This window comes from Staphylococcus simulans (assembly GCF_002994445.1).
Lineage (GTDB): Bacteria > Bacillota > Bacilli > Staphylococcales > Staphylococcaceae > Staphylococcus > Staphylococcus simulans_B.
Genome location: NZ_MRZJ01000012.1, coordinates 23810 through 39413 on the forward strand (window position 1 = coordinate 23810; position 15604 = coordinate 39413).

Annotated in this window: 18 protein-coding genes and 2 pseudogenes; 6 read left to right on the forward strand and 14 right to left on the reverse strand. The window is 30.9% G+C overall.

Annotated elements, in window-relative coordinates; genetic code table 11:
- Window positions 1-71 precede the first annotated feature (71 nt).
- Window positions 72-673 (forward strand): annotated as a pseudogene (locus C7N65_RS11350) (IS6 family transposase).
- 228 nt (window positions 674-901) lie between these two features.
- Here the strand turns inward: C7N65_RS11350 and C7N65_RS12585 are convergent.
- The 3 genes from C7N65_RS12585 to C7N65_RS11355 all read right to left on the reverse strand — a co-directional run bounded on the left by C7N65_RS12585 (window position 902) and on the right by C7N65_RS11355 (window position 2349).
- The gene (locus C7N65_RS12585; RefSeq protein ID WP_002446825.1) at window positions 902-1003 is read right to left on the reverse strand and encodes a type I toxin-antitoxin system Fst family toxin; all 102 of its coding nucleotides are present in this window, start codon (window positions 1001-1003) and stop codon (window positions 902-904) included.
- Window positions 1004-1308: 305 nt separating this feature from the next.
- Window positions 1309-1455: a hypothetical protein gene (locus C7N65_RS12655; protein WP_181895219.1), complete on the reverse strand. Its 147-nt coding sequence runs from the start codon at window positions 1453-1455 to the stop codon at window positions 1309-1311.
- A gap of 357 nt (window positions 1456-1812) precedes the next feature.
- Window positions 1813-2349, reverse strand: a complete 537-nt coding sequence (locus C7N65_RS11355; protein ID WP_105977884.1) for a hypothetical protein — start codon at window positions 2347-2349, stop codon at window positions 1813-1815.
- 434 nt (window positions 2350-2783) lie between these two features.
- On the opposite strand from C7N65_RS11355, the gene C7N65_RS11360 reads away from it, so the two are divergent.
- Window positions 2784-2984 (forward strand): cold-shock protein, encoded by a 201-nt coding sequence (locus C7N65_RS11360; protein WP_013626369.1) that lies wholly within the window; start codon window positions 2784-2786, stop codon window positions 2982-2984.
- A gap of 705 nt (window positions 2985-3689) precedes the next feature.
- On the opposite strand, the gene C7N65_RS11365 is transcribed toward C7N65_RS11360, so the two are convergent.
- The 8 genes and pseudogenes from C7N65_RS11365 to C7N65_RS11405 all read right to left on the reverse strand — a co-directional run bounded on the left by C7N65_RS11365 (window position 3690) and on the right by C7N65_RS11405 (window position 10003).
- Window positions 3690-4046 carry a hypothetical protein gene (locus tag C7N65_RS11365; RefSeq protein ID WP_105994569.1) on the reverse strand — a complete coding sequence of 119 codons (357 nt, stop codon included), beginning with the start codon at window positions 4044-4046 and terminating at the stop codon, window positions 3690-3692.
- A 35-nt stretch (window positions 4047-4081) separates the two neighbouring features.
- A pseudogene (locus tag C7N65_RS12865) lies at window positions 4082-4219 on the reverse strand (replication initiation protein); the annotation flags it as partial.
- A gap of 56 nt (window positions 4220-4275) precedes the next feature.
- Window positions 4276-4950 (reverse strand): IS6 family transposase, encoded by a 675-nt coding sequence (locus tag C7N65_RS11375; protein WP_105994570.1) that lies wholly within the window; start codon window positions 4948-4950, stop codon window positions 4276-4278.
- A gap of 211 nt (window positions 4951-5161) precedes the next feature.
- A complete protein-coding gene (locus C7N65_RS11380) occupies window positions 5162-5368 on the reverse strand; it encodes a helix-turn-helix transcriptional regulator (RefSeq protein WP_023016182.1) in 207 nt (68 codons plus the stop codon).
- Window positions 5369-5486: 118 nt separating this feature from the next.
- Window positions 5487-6257, reverse strand: coding sequence for an ABC transporter permease (locus C7N65_RS11385; protein WP_031262839.1), 771 nt, complete (start codon window positions 6255-6257; stop codon window positions 5487-5489).
- A gap of 1 nt (window position 6258) precedes the next feature.
- Window positions 6259-6954, reverse strand: coding sequence for an ABC transporter ATP-binding protein (locus C7N65_RS11390; protein ID WP_023016184.1), 696 nt, complete (start codon window positions 6952-6954; stop codon window positions 6259-6261).
- Between the two features lie 221 nt (window positions 6955-7175).
- Complete coding sequence (locus C7N65_RS11395) at window positions 7176-7850, reverse strand: IS6 family transposase (protein WP_105994571.1); 675 nt, start codon at window positions 7848-7850, stop codon at window positions 7176-7178.
- Between the two features lie 515 nt (window positions 7851-8365).
- The gene (locus C7N65_RS11405) at window positions 8366-10003 is read right to left on the reverse strand and encodes an IS1182 family transposase (protein WP_105994572.1); all 1638 of its coding nucleotides are present in this window, start codon (window positions 10001-10003) and stop codon (window positions 8366-8368) included.
- Window positions 10004-10786: 783 nt separating this feature from the next.
- Between C7N65_RS11405 and C7N65_RS11410 the strand changes: the two genes are divergently transcribed.
- On the forward strand, window positions 10787-11734 hold the full coding sequence (locus C7N65_RS11410; RefSeq protein WP_158698132.1) for a replication/maintenance protein RepL: 948 nt from the start codon (window positions 10787-10789) through the stop codon (window positions 11732-11734).
- On the opposite strand, the gene C7N65_RS12930 is transcribed toward C7N65_RS11410, so the two are convergent.
- Entirely contained in the window at window positions 11731-11892 is a 162-nt protein-coding gene (locus tag C7N65_RS12930) for a YolD-like family protein (protein WP_412521699.1), read from the reverse strand. The two genes, C7N65_RS11410 and C7N65_RS12930, sit on opposite strands and share 4 nt — an antisense overlap.
- A 4-nt stretch (window positions 11893-11896) precedes the next feature.
- Window positions 11897-12082 (reverse strand): hypothetical protein, encoded by a 186-nt coding sequence (locus C7N65_RS11420; RefSeq protein WP_105994574.1) that lies wholly within the window; start codon window positions 12080-12082, stop codon window positions 11897-11899.
- Between the two features lie 447 nt (window positions 12083-12529).
- Here C7N65_RS11420 and C7N65_RS11425 point away from each other — a divergent pair, with 447 nt between their 5' ends.
- The gene (locus C7N65_RS11425; protein WP_105994575.1) at window positions 12530-13039 is read left to right on the forward strand and encodes a hypothetical protein; all 510 of its coding nucleotides are present in this window, start codon (window positions 12530-12532) and stop codon (window positions 13037-13039) included.
- Between the two features lie 155 nt (window positions 13040-13194).
- Window positions 13195-14088: a hypothetical protein gene (locus C7N65_RS11430; RefSeq protein ID WP_105994576.1), complete on the forward strand. Its 894-nt coding sequence runs from the start codon at window positions 13195-13197 to the stop codon at window positions 14086-14088.
- Between the two features lie 194 nt (window positions 14089-14282).
- Here the strand turns inward: C7N65_RS11430 and C7N65_RS11435 are convergent, their stop codons facing one another.
- A complete protein-coding gene (locus C7N65_RS11435) occupies window positions 14283-14594 on the reverse strand; it encodes a hypothetical protein (protein WP_234019089.1) in 312 nt (103 codons plus the stop codon).
- A 272-nt stretch (window positions 14595-14866) separates the two neighbouring features.
- Here C7N65_RS11435 and C7N65_RS11440 point away from each other — a divergent pair.
- Window positions 14867-15604: ParA family protein (locus C7N65_RS11440; protein ID WP_105994577.1), on the forward strand; the 738-nt coding region annotated here is incomplete at its 3' end.

A 15604-nucleotide genomic window follows, 5' to 3' on the forward strand; every position in this document is an offset into this window, starting at 1 on the left:
ATGAATGTCGAGAAAGGTTCTGTTGCAAAGTTGAATTTATAGTATAATTTTAACAAAAAGGAGTCTTCTGTATGAACTATTTCAGATATAAACAATTTAACAAGGACGTCATCACTGTAGCCGTTGGCTACTATCTAAGATATGCATTGAGTTATCGTAATATATCTGAAATATTAAGGGAACGTGGTGTAAACGTTCATCATTCAACGGTCTACCGTTGGGTTCAAGAATATGCCCGATTTTATATCAAATTTGGACGAAAAAGCATAAAAAACCTTATTACAAATGGCGTATTGATGAGACGTACATCAAAATAAAAGGAAAATGGAACTATTTATATCGTGCCATTGATGCAGAGGGACATACATTAGATATTTGGTTGCGTAAGCAACGAAATAATCATTCAGCATATGCATTTATCAAACGTCTCATTAAACAATTTGGTCAACCTCAAAAGGTGATTACAGATCAGGTACCTTCAACGAAGGTAGCAATGACTAAAGTCATTAAAACGTTTAAACTGAGTCCTGACTGTCATTGCACATCCAAATATCTGAATAACCTCCTTGAGCAAGATCACCGTCATATTAAAGTAAGAAAGACAAGATATCAAAGTATCAATACGGCAAAAAATACTTTAAAGGGTATTGAATGCATTTACGGTATGCCCTAATAATGCATATGAGTTAAACAATGTTATGCTAAGTTACAATGTTTTTATCCGTAAAGACGACTTAGTTTATAGATAGAAATAATATTCAAAAGAGAAATGAATGAGTACTTTGCATTACTCTACTAATCAATGTTATAATTAAGTTAACAAGAGCTTCGTGCATTATATGCACCAATCCCCTCACTATTGCGAGTAGTGAGGGGATTTTTAGGTGTTGGCTAATATCGCCTACTTTTTCTTATTGTTACGTGTACGTAGCCAATGCGTAAATAACGCAACAATACAACCACTGATGACTGTGGTCGTGATGTGAACAAGAGCTTCGATCATCTGATATGCACCTCCTCTCTGCGTCTAAATTGACGCCTGAGAGATAGGCGACCTATATATTATATCATTTTCGAATATATGATGACAGATAACTTCCGATAAGTGATCTTATGTTAAAAAAGATAAAAGTTCCTTTATACGTGTTTCTAATACTATGATATATTAGTAATAAATAAAGGATGAGTATCAATTGGCATATCAGAGTGGTTCTTTTTTTAGAAAAGGAAATGATGAACAATTATTGGATAATTTCTGTTCTATATCAAGAAAAGAAGAAACTCGTTTCAAAAACCAAAAACTCACATTTAATCCTTTTTATCATTTTTTTCTAAACCAAAAATCAATAAAAGAATTACAGACAAAAGCATAAAAGGAAAAAATATAGAAGTAGCTAAGAAACCTATAATCATAATTAACCAAAAAGAATCAATTTTATAATTTCCGAATCTCATACAAGACCTCCTTTTTAAATCACAACAACATAATTACTTTATTCCAATTCAGAAGAAAAAAACATCAAAAACCTTGCAAGACAAGGAAGTGTCAAAAAGACACGTCCGAAAATATTAAAAACACAAATTTACAAGATATACACAAACAAGTATCTAAATTGATGTTTAATATCAGTAACTTTCGCTTTAGTCGTTAACTCTCAAACTAAGGAGAGTTAACAACTTTTCTTATTGTCAAATTCATTAACAATAAGAAAGATGTTGAACTCAGTCATATCAAGGGTTTATAAACCCTCGATACGCCTTTTACATTGACGGAACTTCTGATAATAAAACCGCAGTTTTTTATTTACGTATTTAAGCCTCAATAGTATCAAATGTTAGTTCATATAAATCTTTATCATCCAAATTAACGAATTCTTCAATATTTACTCGGTATCTAGTATTATTTTGTTTTTTAGAGATCTGACTATAGTAGCTTATATTAATATACATATTCGTTGTATAACCGTTATTTTTAACTGTATCTTGAAATTCTTCAAACGCTTTTTTACCAATGGGCATTAAATAATATTTATCACTAGGTAAAATATTAATGTGTTTTTCTTGTATAACTGCGTTTTCATTTAAATGGACTTTTATATCTATATTTTTAGCAGTTCCACCGCCTAAATTTTGTAGTTTAAAAGCAGTATTTACATAATCAGAATCAGTTTCAGTTAAATTTCTTAATTTTAAACTTTTTCCTTCTTGTTCCATAATAATTTGATCGAAAGCCAAGAATGGGATAAAAGAAATTTTAATTTGTCTAATTTGTATCATTACCGAAATAAGATATAAAATTGCCATGATAAATGTTCCAATTGAACCAACTGCTTGTAAAATATTTATCATCCAATTCTCCTTTTGAAATAAGTAGTCTTTTGATTCTATCATAATGCAATGTATTGTTAATACATTAATAGTATTTGATAACCAATAATAAACAGATTAAATTTAAATGTTTTATTCCAATTGCTTTATTGACAACGAGCCTCTGAACCCTTAACAAACCCTAAACTTGTCGAATGGTCGGCTTAATAGCTCACGCTATGCCGACATTCGTCTGCAAGTTTAGTTAAGGGTTCTGCTCATTGATCAATAAATTTTCTCGGCATAAATGCGTGCTATTAAAATTAAAGCTGTACTTAACAAAGAAATAAGCGTATACTTAATCTAACGTAATAAAGCTCGTGAATTTAATTGTAGTGTATTTTTTAGAATATCCTCTTTTTTATAAATGAAGTTGTTACAAATATTATGTGCAAAAGCACTCGGAGGTATTCTATATGAATAACGGTACAGTAAAATGGTTTAATTCAGAAAAAGGTTTTGGTTTTATCGAAAGAGAAAATGGCAGCGATGTTTTCGTTCACTTCTCTGGCATTGCTGGTGAAGGCTATAAATCTTTAGAAGATGGTCAAAACGTAGATTTCGACATTGTTGACGGTCAACGTGGCGAACAAGCAACTAATGTTGTTGCAATCTAAACATAAAAAAACCAGTCAATTATTGACTGGTTTTTTTCTTTCTTAAAGAAGACCCTTGTAGACCAAGTCAATTAGGTATTTGAGCTAAAACAAACGTAATAACCTTATATAAAATTTCCAAATATATCACCTTCTCGCAGCAAAATTATAACCCATTTTATTAACCTTATATCAATTTAATAAATTTTCTTAGTATAAATACATGACCTACTCCTCAAATGTTCATTCAAACAACATAAAAATTTGATAAATAGCTAGTACAAGCAACACAACATATACATACTCATTCGTTAAAAAATTTTCTAATGCTTCTCTGAATTTCATTTTTTAACAACTCCTGTTTTCTCATAAATTTATCCACTTTTAGTTTTCCTTTTAACAAACTTTATCATAACTCTTACAAAAATTTTGAGTGCCTTTATTTTTAATTTTAAAGGGGCATTTTGAAGAAACACTAAATATTTACGTAGTTTTATATCCAAAATTCTATATAAGCCCTTAAAATGCAAATGAGAGCAAAATAAATATATTTTGATATCACATCACAAATTTTTAGCAAAACCAGTGACGATTTTTAGACACTGCCCAGTTACATGCAAATTTAAAAATTGGCGTAAAAACTAGGCAACCATGCTGGTTGAACGTTATAATTCCTGCAGGGGCAAAAAAGCATAAAAAAACGTTAGCTTTGATAAGCTAACGTCATTAATTTAATCTGATATAAAGTTCTCTCAAAGACATGATTTTACCTTTTCTACCTGCTTGTTTTCTATCTCGTTTCGTAGCTCTTCGAGAATATATAGCACCAGATAAATTTCTTGCTCTTTGTTCTTCTTCAAACATCGATATTAAAAATTTTTTCTTTTCAACTTGCCAAAACCAATATCTTTTACAAAGATATTCTCCATCCCCTGGAACATTAATCGCCCAAAACTTACCATCAAATTTTTCTGGGTATTTATCTTTGTTTTTTGTATCTAACTTTCTCAAAAAGTAATAAGCAACACCACAAAATATAGCTAAAATAATAAGAAATATAACAAATGTCGTTTGCATATCCATAATGATTACCACCCTTTCAAAACTTTATATAATTGTTATTCTTCTTCGATTTCATTAATCATTTGATGATTAATTTTACTTTTTTCTTCTTCAGTCAAATCAAAAATTTCACTCGCTAAGTACTCTTTTTGGTTCCAATGATAAAAAATTTGATAAATATATTCTGTCGGGTTCTGTTGCAAAGTTAGAAAAATATAGCTAATTACCATTTTATTCTGTCGTTGTTCCCTTAACTGGCTAACATATGCCTAATTTCGTGGCATGGCGAAAATCCGTAGATCTGAAGAGACCTGCGGTTCTTTTTATATATAGCGTAAATGCATTCAATACCTTTTAAAGTATTCTTTGCCGTATTGATACTTTGATATCTTGTCTTTCTTACTTTAATATGACGGTGATCTTGCTCAATGAGATTATTCAGATATTTGGATGTGCAATGACAGTCAGGTTTAAGTTTAAAAGCTTTAATTACTTTAGCCATTGCTACCTTCGTTGAAGGTGCCTGATCTGTAATTACCTTTTGACGTTTACCAAATTGTTTAATGAGACGTTTGATAAATACATATGCTGAATGATTATCTCGTTGCTTACGCAACCAAATATCTAATGTATATCCCTCTGCATCAATGGCACGATATAAATAGTTCCATTTTCCTTTTATTTTGATGTACGTCTTATCAATACGCCATTTGTAATAAGCTTTTTTATGCTTTTTCTTCCAAATTTGATATAAAATCGGGGCATATTCTTGAAGCCAACGGTAGACCGTTGAATGATGAACGTTTACACCACGTTCCCTTAATATTTCAGATATATCACGATAACTCAATGCATATCTTAGATAGTAGCCAACGGCTACAGTGATAACATCCTTGTTAAATTGTTTATATCTGAAATAGTTCATACAGAAGACTCCTTTTTGTTAAAATTATACTATAAATTCAACTTTGCAACAGAACCGAATATCTTTTGGTTATAGAAACTTTGGTAATTTACGCAGTCGTATCATTTTATGTACAAATCTTTTTGCAGCTAATCCAAAAAAAAGAGATCAAGCAACTTTATGCTGCTTAAATCTCTTTTTTTATCCATTGTACTTAACCATCACAAAATAATTACCTATAATCTTTTTCTTCTAAAGTAAAAATGTCTTCTATTTTTTCCGAAAGTATATTCGATATTTTTTTTGCAATCAAAATAGATGGATTGGAATTATTTTGTTCAATTAATGATAGTGTTTGTCTAGAAATATCAGATTTTTGTGCTAAAATGCTTTGACTCATATTTTTTTTTAATCGCAACTCTCGTACTTTATTTTTCAAATGTTTCTCTCCTCGTTTTTTTCAGATTCGGAAATAGACTTATTAACAATAACTAAAAGACTTCTTTTCAACTGTTAAATACAATTAAAAAGAAGAATGACTTTCCATCAAATTCAAATCATACATTCTTTTTATTAAATATAACAACAACTAAAACTAATGAAATTGTAATGTAAATAATATTACCCATGAATAATTCATGTAATTCTAATTTCGTAGTTTTTTTGAAACTTTCTTCTATAACTTGAACCATAATATTCATCATATTAATAGGATTCCATTTTAACCATTCCCATTTATCTATAACCAATGTCAAAACACCTGACAGAATAGATGTAGCAAAATAAAATACAATACCTATAGCAATAGAAACACCGGGACTTTTCATTGCACATGAAATTAATAACGTTATACTTAATACCAACCATGTACCTACAAATGTACCTACTCCTGTAAGTAACATTTGATTTAGTAAATTTAATTCATTACCTTTACTTTCAAGTAAGTTGATATCATTGAAAAATAATGCCCATAGAATTATAGCGCCAATGATAGTAATAACAAAGTAAAATAACGAATAAATTAATAACGCAATAATTTTACTAATAACAATACTTGTTCTTGTGTAATTACGATAAAGAAGATTTTTTATTGTCCCGTGATAAAATTCCATAGATATAATTGTACTAGCTTGAATAATCAGTAAAAATATAAACCATGAAAATCCACTAAATGCAGACTTAATGGATGATTGGGGTAAAATAATATCATCAAATTTTTTAGAAAATATAGCTTGAGCAACCATCAGAGCCAAAATAATAATTGGAATTATATATGATGATTTTTTTTTATATAACTTAAAACATTCTTGCTTGATTAAACCTACCATTTTATACATTATCCTTCCCATCAATAATATTTAATAATACAGTTTCTAAGTCGTTATCTTTATATTGTCTCAATTCTTCTTCTGTTGTTTCTGCAATAATTTTACCTTTATTAATAATAAAAATTGAATTTGTGACTTTTACTAACTCACTTAAAATATGACTTGATATCAAGAAAGTAATCCCTTCTTGTGCCTTTTGTACAATTAGTTCTCTAACATCTCGCACAGCTTTAGGATCTAATCCGTTCATAGGTTCGTCTAAAATAATTAATTGAGGGTTATTTAAAAAAGCCATTGCAATACCTAATTTTTGCTTCATACCCAACGAATAGGTTTTTGTTTTATTATGTATAAACTCCTCCATCTTAAGTTGAGTTACTATATTATTAATGTTACAAGTTTTTTCAGATTCATTTAATAACTTCAAGTTATCATATCCAGACATAAAAGGATATATTCCTGGACTTTCAATCAAAGCACCTATATTACTCCGTTGCTTACCTTTATTAATAATATTAATATCCCCCTTTTGAAAACTTGAATAACCTAAAATAACTTTCATTAAAGATGTTTTGCCAGCCCCATTTGCTCCAACAAGACCAATAATCTGACCTGTTTTCAACGATAAAGATACATCATCAAGAATGGTTTTGCGACCTATTTTTTTGGTCAATTTCTTTATTTTTAAAATATCCATAGAACTATCTCCTTTTTTAATCATTCGATATAGGTACATTACAAACTATACTTTACCATATATATATATTCGCTGAAATAAATAATATAAAAAGAGGGGACAGTTATAATAACTTGTTACGTGTGATTAGGGTGTGTATTAATTATGGAGTGAATACAAATAGTTCTGTTGAAAAGTTAGAAAAATATAACTAATCACCATTTGATCATGTCGGCATTTCCTTAACTGGCTAGCATATGACTAGTTTCGCGGCACGGATGAAATCCGTAAATCTGAAGAAACATGCGATTCTTTTTATATAGTTCGTAAATACATTCAATACCTTTGATTGTAGGTTTTGCCATATTAATACTTTGATATCTTGTCTTTCTCACCTTAATATGACGATGATTTTGTTCGATGAGATTATTGAGATATTTAGATGTACAATGGCAATTAGGGTTAAGTTTAAACGCTTTAATGACTTTAGCCATTGCGACCTTCGTTGAAGGCGCCTGATCTGTAATTACCTTTTGAGGTTTACCAAATTGTTTAATGAGACGTTTGATAAATACATATGCTGAATGATTATCTCGTTGCTTACGCAACCAAATATCCAATGTATGTCCCTTTGCATCAATGGCACGATATAAATAGTTCCATTTTCCTTTTATTTTGATGTACGTCTCATCAATACACCATTTGTAATAAGCTTTTTTATGCTTTTTCTTCCAAATTTGATATAAAATCGGGGCATATTCTTGAACCCAACGGTAGACCGTTGAATGATGAACGTTTACACCACGTTCCCTTAATATTTCAGATATATCACGATAACTCAATGCATATCTTAGATAGTAGCCAACGGCTACAGTGATAACATCCTTGTTAAATTGTTTATATCTGAAGTAGTTCATACAAAAGACTCCTTTTTTTAAAATCATACTATAAATTCAACTTTGCAACAGAACCTGCAGGAGAGACTATTCAAGGAGGGGTAGAAGTTAACGGTTTGGTTCGAACTACTCAACCTAAAGTAATTGTATATAATTGGAAATATCAATAAAAATGAGAGGTCTATTATGTTGATATATTTAAAAAGTGCATTTCTTAATTTAGATAGTGTTTTTCTTGGTTTGAGTATTTTTATCTCGGTTTTTTTTAGTTCGCTTATTGTAAAAAAAATGAATGCTAATACTTCACTAAAAGTAATACTTGTTTCAGTGTTTACTTTAGTGTTATTTACAATAATTTATGGAATATTAAAATTCTCGTTTTCTAATTAATACTTTTAAATAAACTTACTTTTTGCCTAGAATAACAGTTGATTATAATATCATAACTAGATTATTTGGAATTATTCCCTTTATTTTCTTTGTTTTGTTTATATTTAGTTCCGATAAGAAAATTGATAAAAGGAAACATTAAGGATTTAAGGGGCCGGGACATAATTGTTCTGGAACCTAATAAAAAGGACGATTTTCACATATAAAAATGAAAATCGTTCCTTTTTTATTTTGTCCAAGAAATTTTCAGCTCGTAGAGCTGCTAATTTCCTAATATTCACGGCCATACATGCTATGCCAACTTCAGTTTCAACTTTTTGAATGCCCCTTACAGACATTCGAGTGAAACCCAAATTAGCCTTCAGATTACCAAAAAAAGTTTCAACATCAATTTTTCTCTTTTTATAAATTGATGAAGTTTTTGGATCTGAAAGCTTTTCTCTTGTGAATTGTTTATAGTACTCCCAAACCATATTTCTTCTGATTGTTTTTAGGGTATCAGATTTGGTTTTTGGATTCATACACTCATCTCTAAGTGGACAACCTACACAGTCATAACATTTGTACTCTTTAAATTGGCGTTGATATCCATACTTGTCGTTTCGAAATCTATATCCAGAAAAGAATAAAAGCTTATCATCAGAACAAATATATCTGTCATCTTTCTCATCATACTCCCAATTTAATGAGTTATAAGTATTTTGTTTATACTTTCTTTTCTGTTCTTTTAAAAACATGCCGTACGGCATCAAAGGCGTTCTATTAAATACATCTATTATTATTCCATAATTACTTTCACTGCCATATCCTGCATCACATACAATATTTTCTGGTAAGTCACCATTTATTTCTTGTATTCTATATAAAAACCTTTCTAAGGTTCTTGTATCTGTTGGATTCTGATAGACACCAAATGCTAATGCAAATTGATTATTGGTTCCCACTTGAATATTATATGCAGCTTTTAATTGGCCATTTCTCATATGATCATCTTTCATTCTCATAAAAGCTGCATCGTGATCTGTTTTGGAATAACTATTTCTACTACCTAAAATTCGTTTTTGTTCTTCGTATTTCACATTTTTCTCTTTACACTCACTTACTACCTTTTTATATTTTTTCAAAAGCGTACGTTTTGAGCGAATTATTTTTCTTTTTCCAGTATCCTTACTAGCATCAATTTTTTGAATTAAGCAATCTTCGATTGCCTGTAATTCATGGACTTGTAGTTCTTCAGATAATTCCTCTTTTAAACTCGGTAAAATTTCATTCACCATTAATTCGTCGTATACTTCTTTCGATTTCTTCATGTTAGCTTTGCTATACCGTTCTGTGTTGGCCTTCCAAACAAAAGTATATTTATTTGCATCAGCTTCAATTTTTGTACCATCGATGTAAACAGCGTCTTCATCTATATAATTGTTAGTCACTAAAAAATCTCTGAATTCTGTAAAACATTCTTTGATTAATTCATTGGTTTTAGGATTAGAACGGAAACGATTAATAGTTTTATAACTAGGTGTCTGTTCTTGAGCTAACCACATAAACCTAATGCTGTCCTTTAAAGCAAATTCAATTTTCCGACCGGAAAATATCGAATTACTATATGCGTATAGAATTATTTTAAGCATCATACGTGGATTATAAGATGAAGCACCTCTACGATTTTGATATCTAGTAAATCTATCTTCAGAAATTCCTTCTACAATTTCATTAACAATTAATGCTGTGTCATTTTCAGGGAAGGTAAAGTCAGTCGTTAGTGGCAGTGATAGTTGAGACATGTTATAATTTTTATACGTAAAGTTCCTCCAATGATTGGGTTTGTGGTTATTCTCTAATTATACGTGAGGGCTTTATTTTTTTGAAATAATATGAGTATTTTATATAAAAAGCCGAGGAAAATCATTAAAAATTCTCCTCGGCTTTTATTTGAGGCTGGATTTATGTCCCAGCCCCTTTTTTGAAACGAGTTTCTTCTTTTCTTGATACTATATATTGTTCTGCTTTGTTATTTTTTGTCATTATTGATTGCGATTAAAAAAGAGGACGCTATGAAGCGCCCATTTATTTGAGAAAACCTCGCAAATTCGTTATTCTCAACATCCTTCAACAGGGTGGTTGCTTGGCAACCACCCTGTTGAATTGCATCTTTGAAAAAACTAAAACCACCCCTGAACTTCTGACAGGAGTGGTTGAAATCTAAACATTATATTTAAATTATTTTCATTGATTCTTATGTTAACACTTTGAATAATATGTATTTAGTGCTAAGATTAAATTAAATTAAACAGAACGAAAAAGAACACCTAGCATTAGCCATTGCTGTCAACAATGACTAATCGCTAACCGATACTTCACCTATCGGCAGCACTTTAAGGTGTCCTGATTCATTATCATGTTACCCTTATGTTACTAAACAAATCATTATTTCGCAACATAAATGTATCAGGATAAATGAAATCAAGAGACATCGCCAACTGATGATATGGTCAGGAAAAGAGTGTAAGCCGTTACAAAATATCGGCTTATGCTCTTTTTTGTTCTTCTGCAAAGGAGAAGATATCATGAGTTACCAACTAATCAATTTAGAAGAACACGCCACATTTGAAACGATCCAAGCTATGGATAACACAGTCAGACAATACAATGCGCAAATCAACAAGGCGCACTATGAAACGCTTAATTTACTGAAACAATACAGCTGCAAAGTGATCGGTGTTTCTCATATTAAAATCAAAACAATCGCAGAAAAATTAGATAAATCTGTTGCGACGATCAAACGTCATATCAAGTTTCTGAAAGAAAGCGGTTTTATTACGGTAATTAATACTATGCGTGATAAACAAGGCGGCAAAGGTGCCAATACTTATGTCATTAATCCCATTGAATTATTCAAAAAAATTCAAAATGAGCTATCGCAAATGAGCTATCGCAAAGCAGATAAAAAACGCAATCAACACCAGTCACAGCAAGCGATGGCGTTTGTCCGCACAAAAAAAGAAACTATGTCTTTTTTAAAACTATTAACTTCTTTTGTAAGTAACAAGCGTCGCCATAAACAAATCAAATTAAAACGTATCGAAAACATCAAATACTTTAGAGCTTGTCCACAAGGTGTACCGGTTGAACTGTATCAACGTTACAAACCTTTCTTCAGTGATGCCCAAATCAAGTGCTTATTCAATAAAATTTCAGTTCAAATCAATCAATATCCTAACATCAACGATGAAGAATATACGGACATTATCAACAATACATTAGATTCACTGGTAAAAGCTCTGAGAAACTATCACCGAGGACAAGGCGATAAAATTTATAATATCTTTGCCTATGCGATAGCTGCAGCGAAATATCAAGCATTGCGTCAATACAGTATGAAATTATGGGAAAATCCACCAGCATTTACACAAGACGACGATACAACATTGGAAGCAGATACTAATTTCAAACAAGCGAGTATGGCTATGTGGGAAAAAGCAGGTCTGTTTGATGACGAAGGTATGCCCTACTAATGAATCTGAGTAATTTGCGACATAGGAATTTCTGCAATCTCATTTTCCGTGTCTAACAACAACCTATTATTAAGCATGTCTATTTTTCGTATAGAACCTTGTATTTGTTGGAAATAACCTGCTTGCCAGTATTCAACAGTCGCAGGCTCGTTGTTCATAATTTTAAAGTGCAGGCTTTTCTGCTTTGTTTTGTTCTTCAACAAAGGCTTGAAGCTCCTCAAACTGTTCAGGGACTGAGGCAAAAGGCATCCATTTGACCTTTCCTCTGCCTTGAGGAATTCGGCTCTCTAAATGCTCTCTTGGAATTTTGCGGTAGTCAGTTTCATTTTGATATTCATCATGAATCATAGTATCACCTCTCATTGAATAGAACGTATCTATCCTATTCCTAATATCTTAAAAATCTAATTAATGAATATATTATTAACATAGCACAGCTATTAGGATTAACAAAGTTAGCAATATCTTTAGTCAAAACCGTAGAGTAAATATATTCTTTGAGGGAGTTTTTATATTGTATTTAGTTCTCTTTATTATTACTATAACAGTATGAAAAACGAACTAAATGAGGTGGTAATAGGTTGCGCTTATTTAATGAAAAGTTATTTAAAGAAGTTGAAATATGTATAGAAAAATTGTTGCATAGTCAAATTCCCTTAAGAGAAATTAGTGAAGGCAGCGGCGTATCAGAAAGTATATTGAAAAAAACTAAGTTCTGGCGAACAAAAGATTTCGAATACTAAATTTGCAATTATTGAAAGTTTGTATTGTTACTATCAAGAAGTCTCAGTGAGTGTGGACTTACATGATGAGCAAACATCAGAGGTTCAAAGGGTACGATTACCCAAAAGAATTAGAAACTTAATTGAAGATATTGACACAGCAATAGATGAAATTAATCAAAATAATGGCATGCTGAATGAAATTCAGGTCAGAGATTTACACAGTGTAGATAATGAGGGCAACATCACTTTTAAAGAAAAACTATTAACAATCGATCAGTGGATTTGGCTTGGTGTAAAAGAAGAGTCGGTTACACTTGCAAGAGAGCCTTATCGTTTAGTTGTACAAACAAAAATCGAAAATACTATAGAGAAGATAAATCATATTAGAATTATTTTTAATAAGCAGGCATTGATACACGCTTTAAAACAAATCAAATTTGATGGTGGCAAAGTAGATATCTATAAAGGTCAGGGCAAAAGTATTAGTGCAAGCCCTAAAGGTACCTCCCTAAGCAAGTATGAAAACTATGATTTCATTGGTGCGTTTGAACAAGAGTTTTTCTCTATTGAGTATACCTAGTATAGATATTAAAAGTAGTCGATATGAGGAAATGATACACTTAAAGATAACGAAGTAGTATGTTCAAACAAGTAAGCATGAGTAAGTGGACAAATTTGAATACAACACTCTACTTCAGCAAAGAGACACTATAAATATTTGAAAGGAGCCAACAGATGAAAAAATTATTGGCGGTATCCGCAGCGTTATTGGTTTTTACTACGGCATGCGGTAATGAAGGTGATAAAAAGGAAAATCAAGAGGATTCTAAAACAAAAGCGAATGAAACTAAAAAAGCACAATCTAACAATCAAACATCAGAAGATGCTGAAAGCCACAAAGATGTTGAAAAATCCACAAACAAAGAACAGTCGGAAAAGGTAAGTCAATTATCAGATGAAAAGAAAGCTGCATTGGTATTTTCTTCCAGTGAAGCCTCTGAGTTCACTTTGAGCAAAAAAGAAATTCTGACAGGTATCTTTGAACAAAACTACAACAATGAAAAAGAAAAAAAGCAGTTATATAAACTCTTTTTAGTTAAAGCTGATGGTTATAAAGAAGTACCAGAAAATATGAAGTTCTATTCAGTATATCCTTCTAAAGGAAGTTATGCTTCCATTATCGGCATCGGTGAAGATAAAGCTTTTGTCGGAGGCACGCAAGGAGCTATGACATATGATAAGTTGTTGGAAAATGGTAAAGAACTAGATTTGAACGCTCTATATAACGAAAATAAGCATTTTAAATCATTGGATGAGCTGTCTCAAAAAGTAGAATTTAAAAATGAGCATCCTATGCAAGATGAGGCAACGCGAAAAGAGTTTGAAGGAAAAGAAAGCGCAGGAACCATGGCACATGCACGCAGTCAAGTGTATCAACAAATCAATGAATTTGAAGGTAAACCGATTAATACCAAAGACTATATTTGGGATAATGTTAAATGGGATGACGGACTTGATGATTGGACAGTCAATTATAGAGACAAAGACTTAGAGATAGCAGGGACGTACAAAAAAGAAGCTGGTCAAGCAATTGTTAAGCTGGATTCAAATGGAAATCGAATTAAATAATAATTTTTAGTCGCTTCTTCATAGTTTAAAAAACTGACAATATAATGTAATTAACGATGAAATAGATGCCCTTAGTACATCCAACCCCCCACAGCCGTCCAAAGCTTTGTGGGGGGGGTTCTTTATCATTTGAGTTTGTCATAAGGAATAGTTTACAACTATATCAGTAATAATTGAGCAAATGATAAATGTAGCTATTCTTCTAATTCAGGAAGATGAATCAAATTAGCGGTATACAAAATTGAATGTTTGGGGATCAGCATACGTTTTTCAATAGGACGTCCCTGCTTATCTTTAAGATTATCGCTTTTAACGAGCAGAATTTCGTATCTCCATTCATTCATAATATAGCCTGTTAATTCATCCCCATTATTTAAAAATACTTTGACCTTTCTTTGGTTAAAAAAGCGGTGTGCACACTTTGGGTACACTTGCTTATCATAATATTCAAATCTTTTATGTTGCATTTCTCGAATCTTTTTAATGCGTGCTTTGGATTTCACCATCATACTCCCCCCTATTTCTAATACTTTGAAAATCTAAATAATGAGTACATTATTAACATAGCACATCTGTTGGAGTTAATTACATTGATTGTATTTTTTGTAGACACTTATGACTTCGTTTTAGCATGTACTTGAAACTATCCTTTTAACTACACATATGTTAACAATACATGTGTTTGTAGCACTTGTGTTGTTAACATATGTGTAGTTAACGCTTGTGTTAATAAGATTTGCTTGCTATAATAGAATCAGAAGTTCAGAGGAGGAATATAATGGTTAAAATAATATCTATTAATAACTTTAAGGGTGGAGTCTCAAAAACATCTTCAACTGCTGGTATAGCTTATACTTTAGCAAACATGAAAAATAAAGTTTTAGTAGTTGACTTAGATCCACAAGCTGATGTAACTGATATTCTTTTAAAGACATTTGAAAAAAATACTGATTATATAAAATCTGCTTTGCAAACAGAGAATTTAGAAAGTTTAATTAACACAAGTGTTGATGAAATTTTAGATTCTTTATTAAGAAAACCTAAATATAGTAAAACGGATTTATATCATACTTTAAAAGAAAGGCAACCAATAGAGGATTCAGTAATTTATTTAAGTGAATATCTATCTTTGATTCCATCTGATTTCAATATGATTGGGTTTCCATATTTATTAGAGGATTTAAAACTCAATCGTTTTGAAGGTGCAAAATATTTTAATAGCTTTTTAGAAGAAATTAAAGATGATTATGATTACATTTTAATTGATACCCCTCCAACACTTTCAGATTTCGCTAACAACGGAATTTATGCTTGCGATTTTAGCCTTATCGTTGTACAGACGCATATTAGAAGTTTTAATGCTGTTGAAAAATTATTAAATCACTTAAGAAATTTTAAAGAAATGTATGATAACGATTTCGATGTTTTGGGTTTACTGCCAGTTATGTTTAAAAACAACGGTAAAATTGATGATTTTGTATATAAATTAATGAAGTATGTCTATGGTGATAATGTA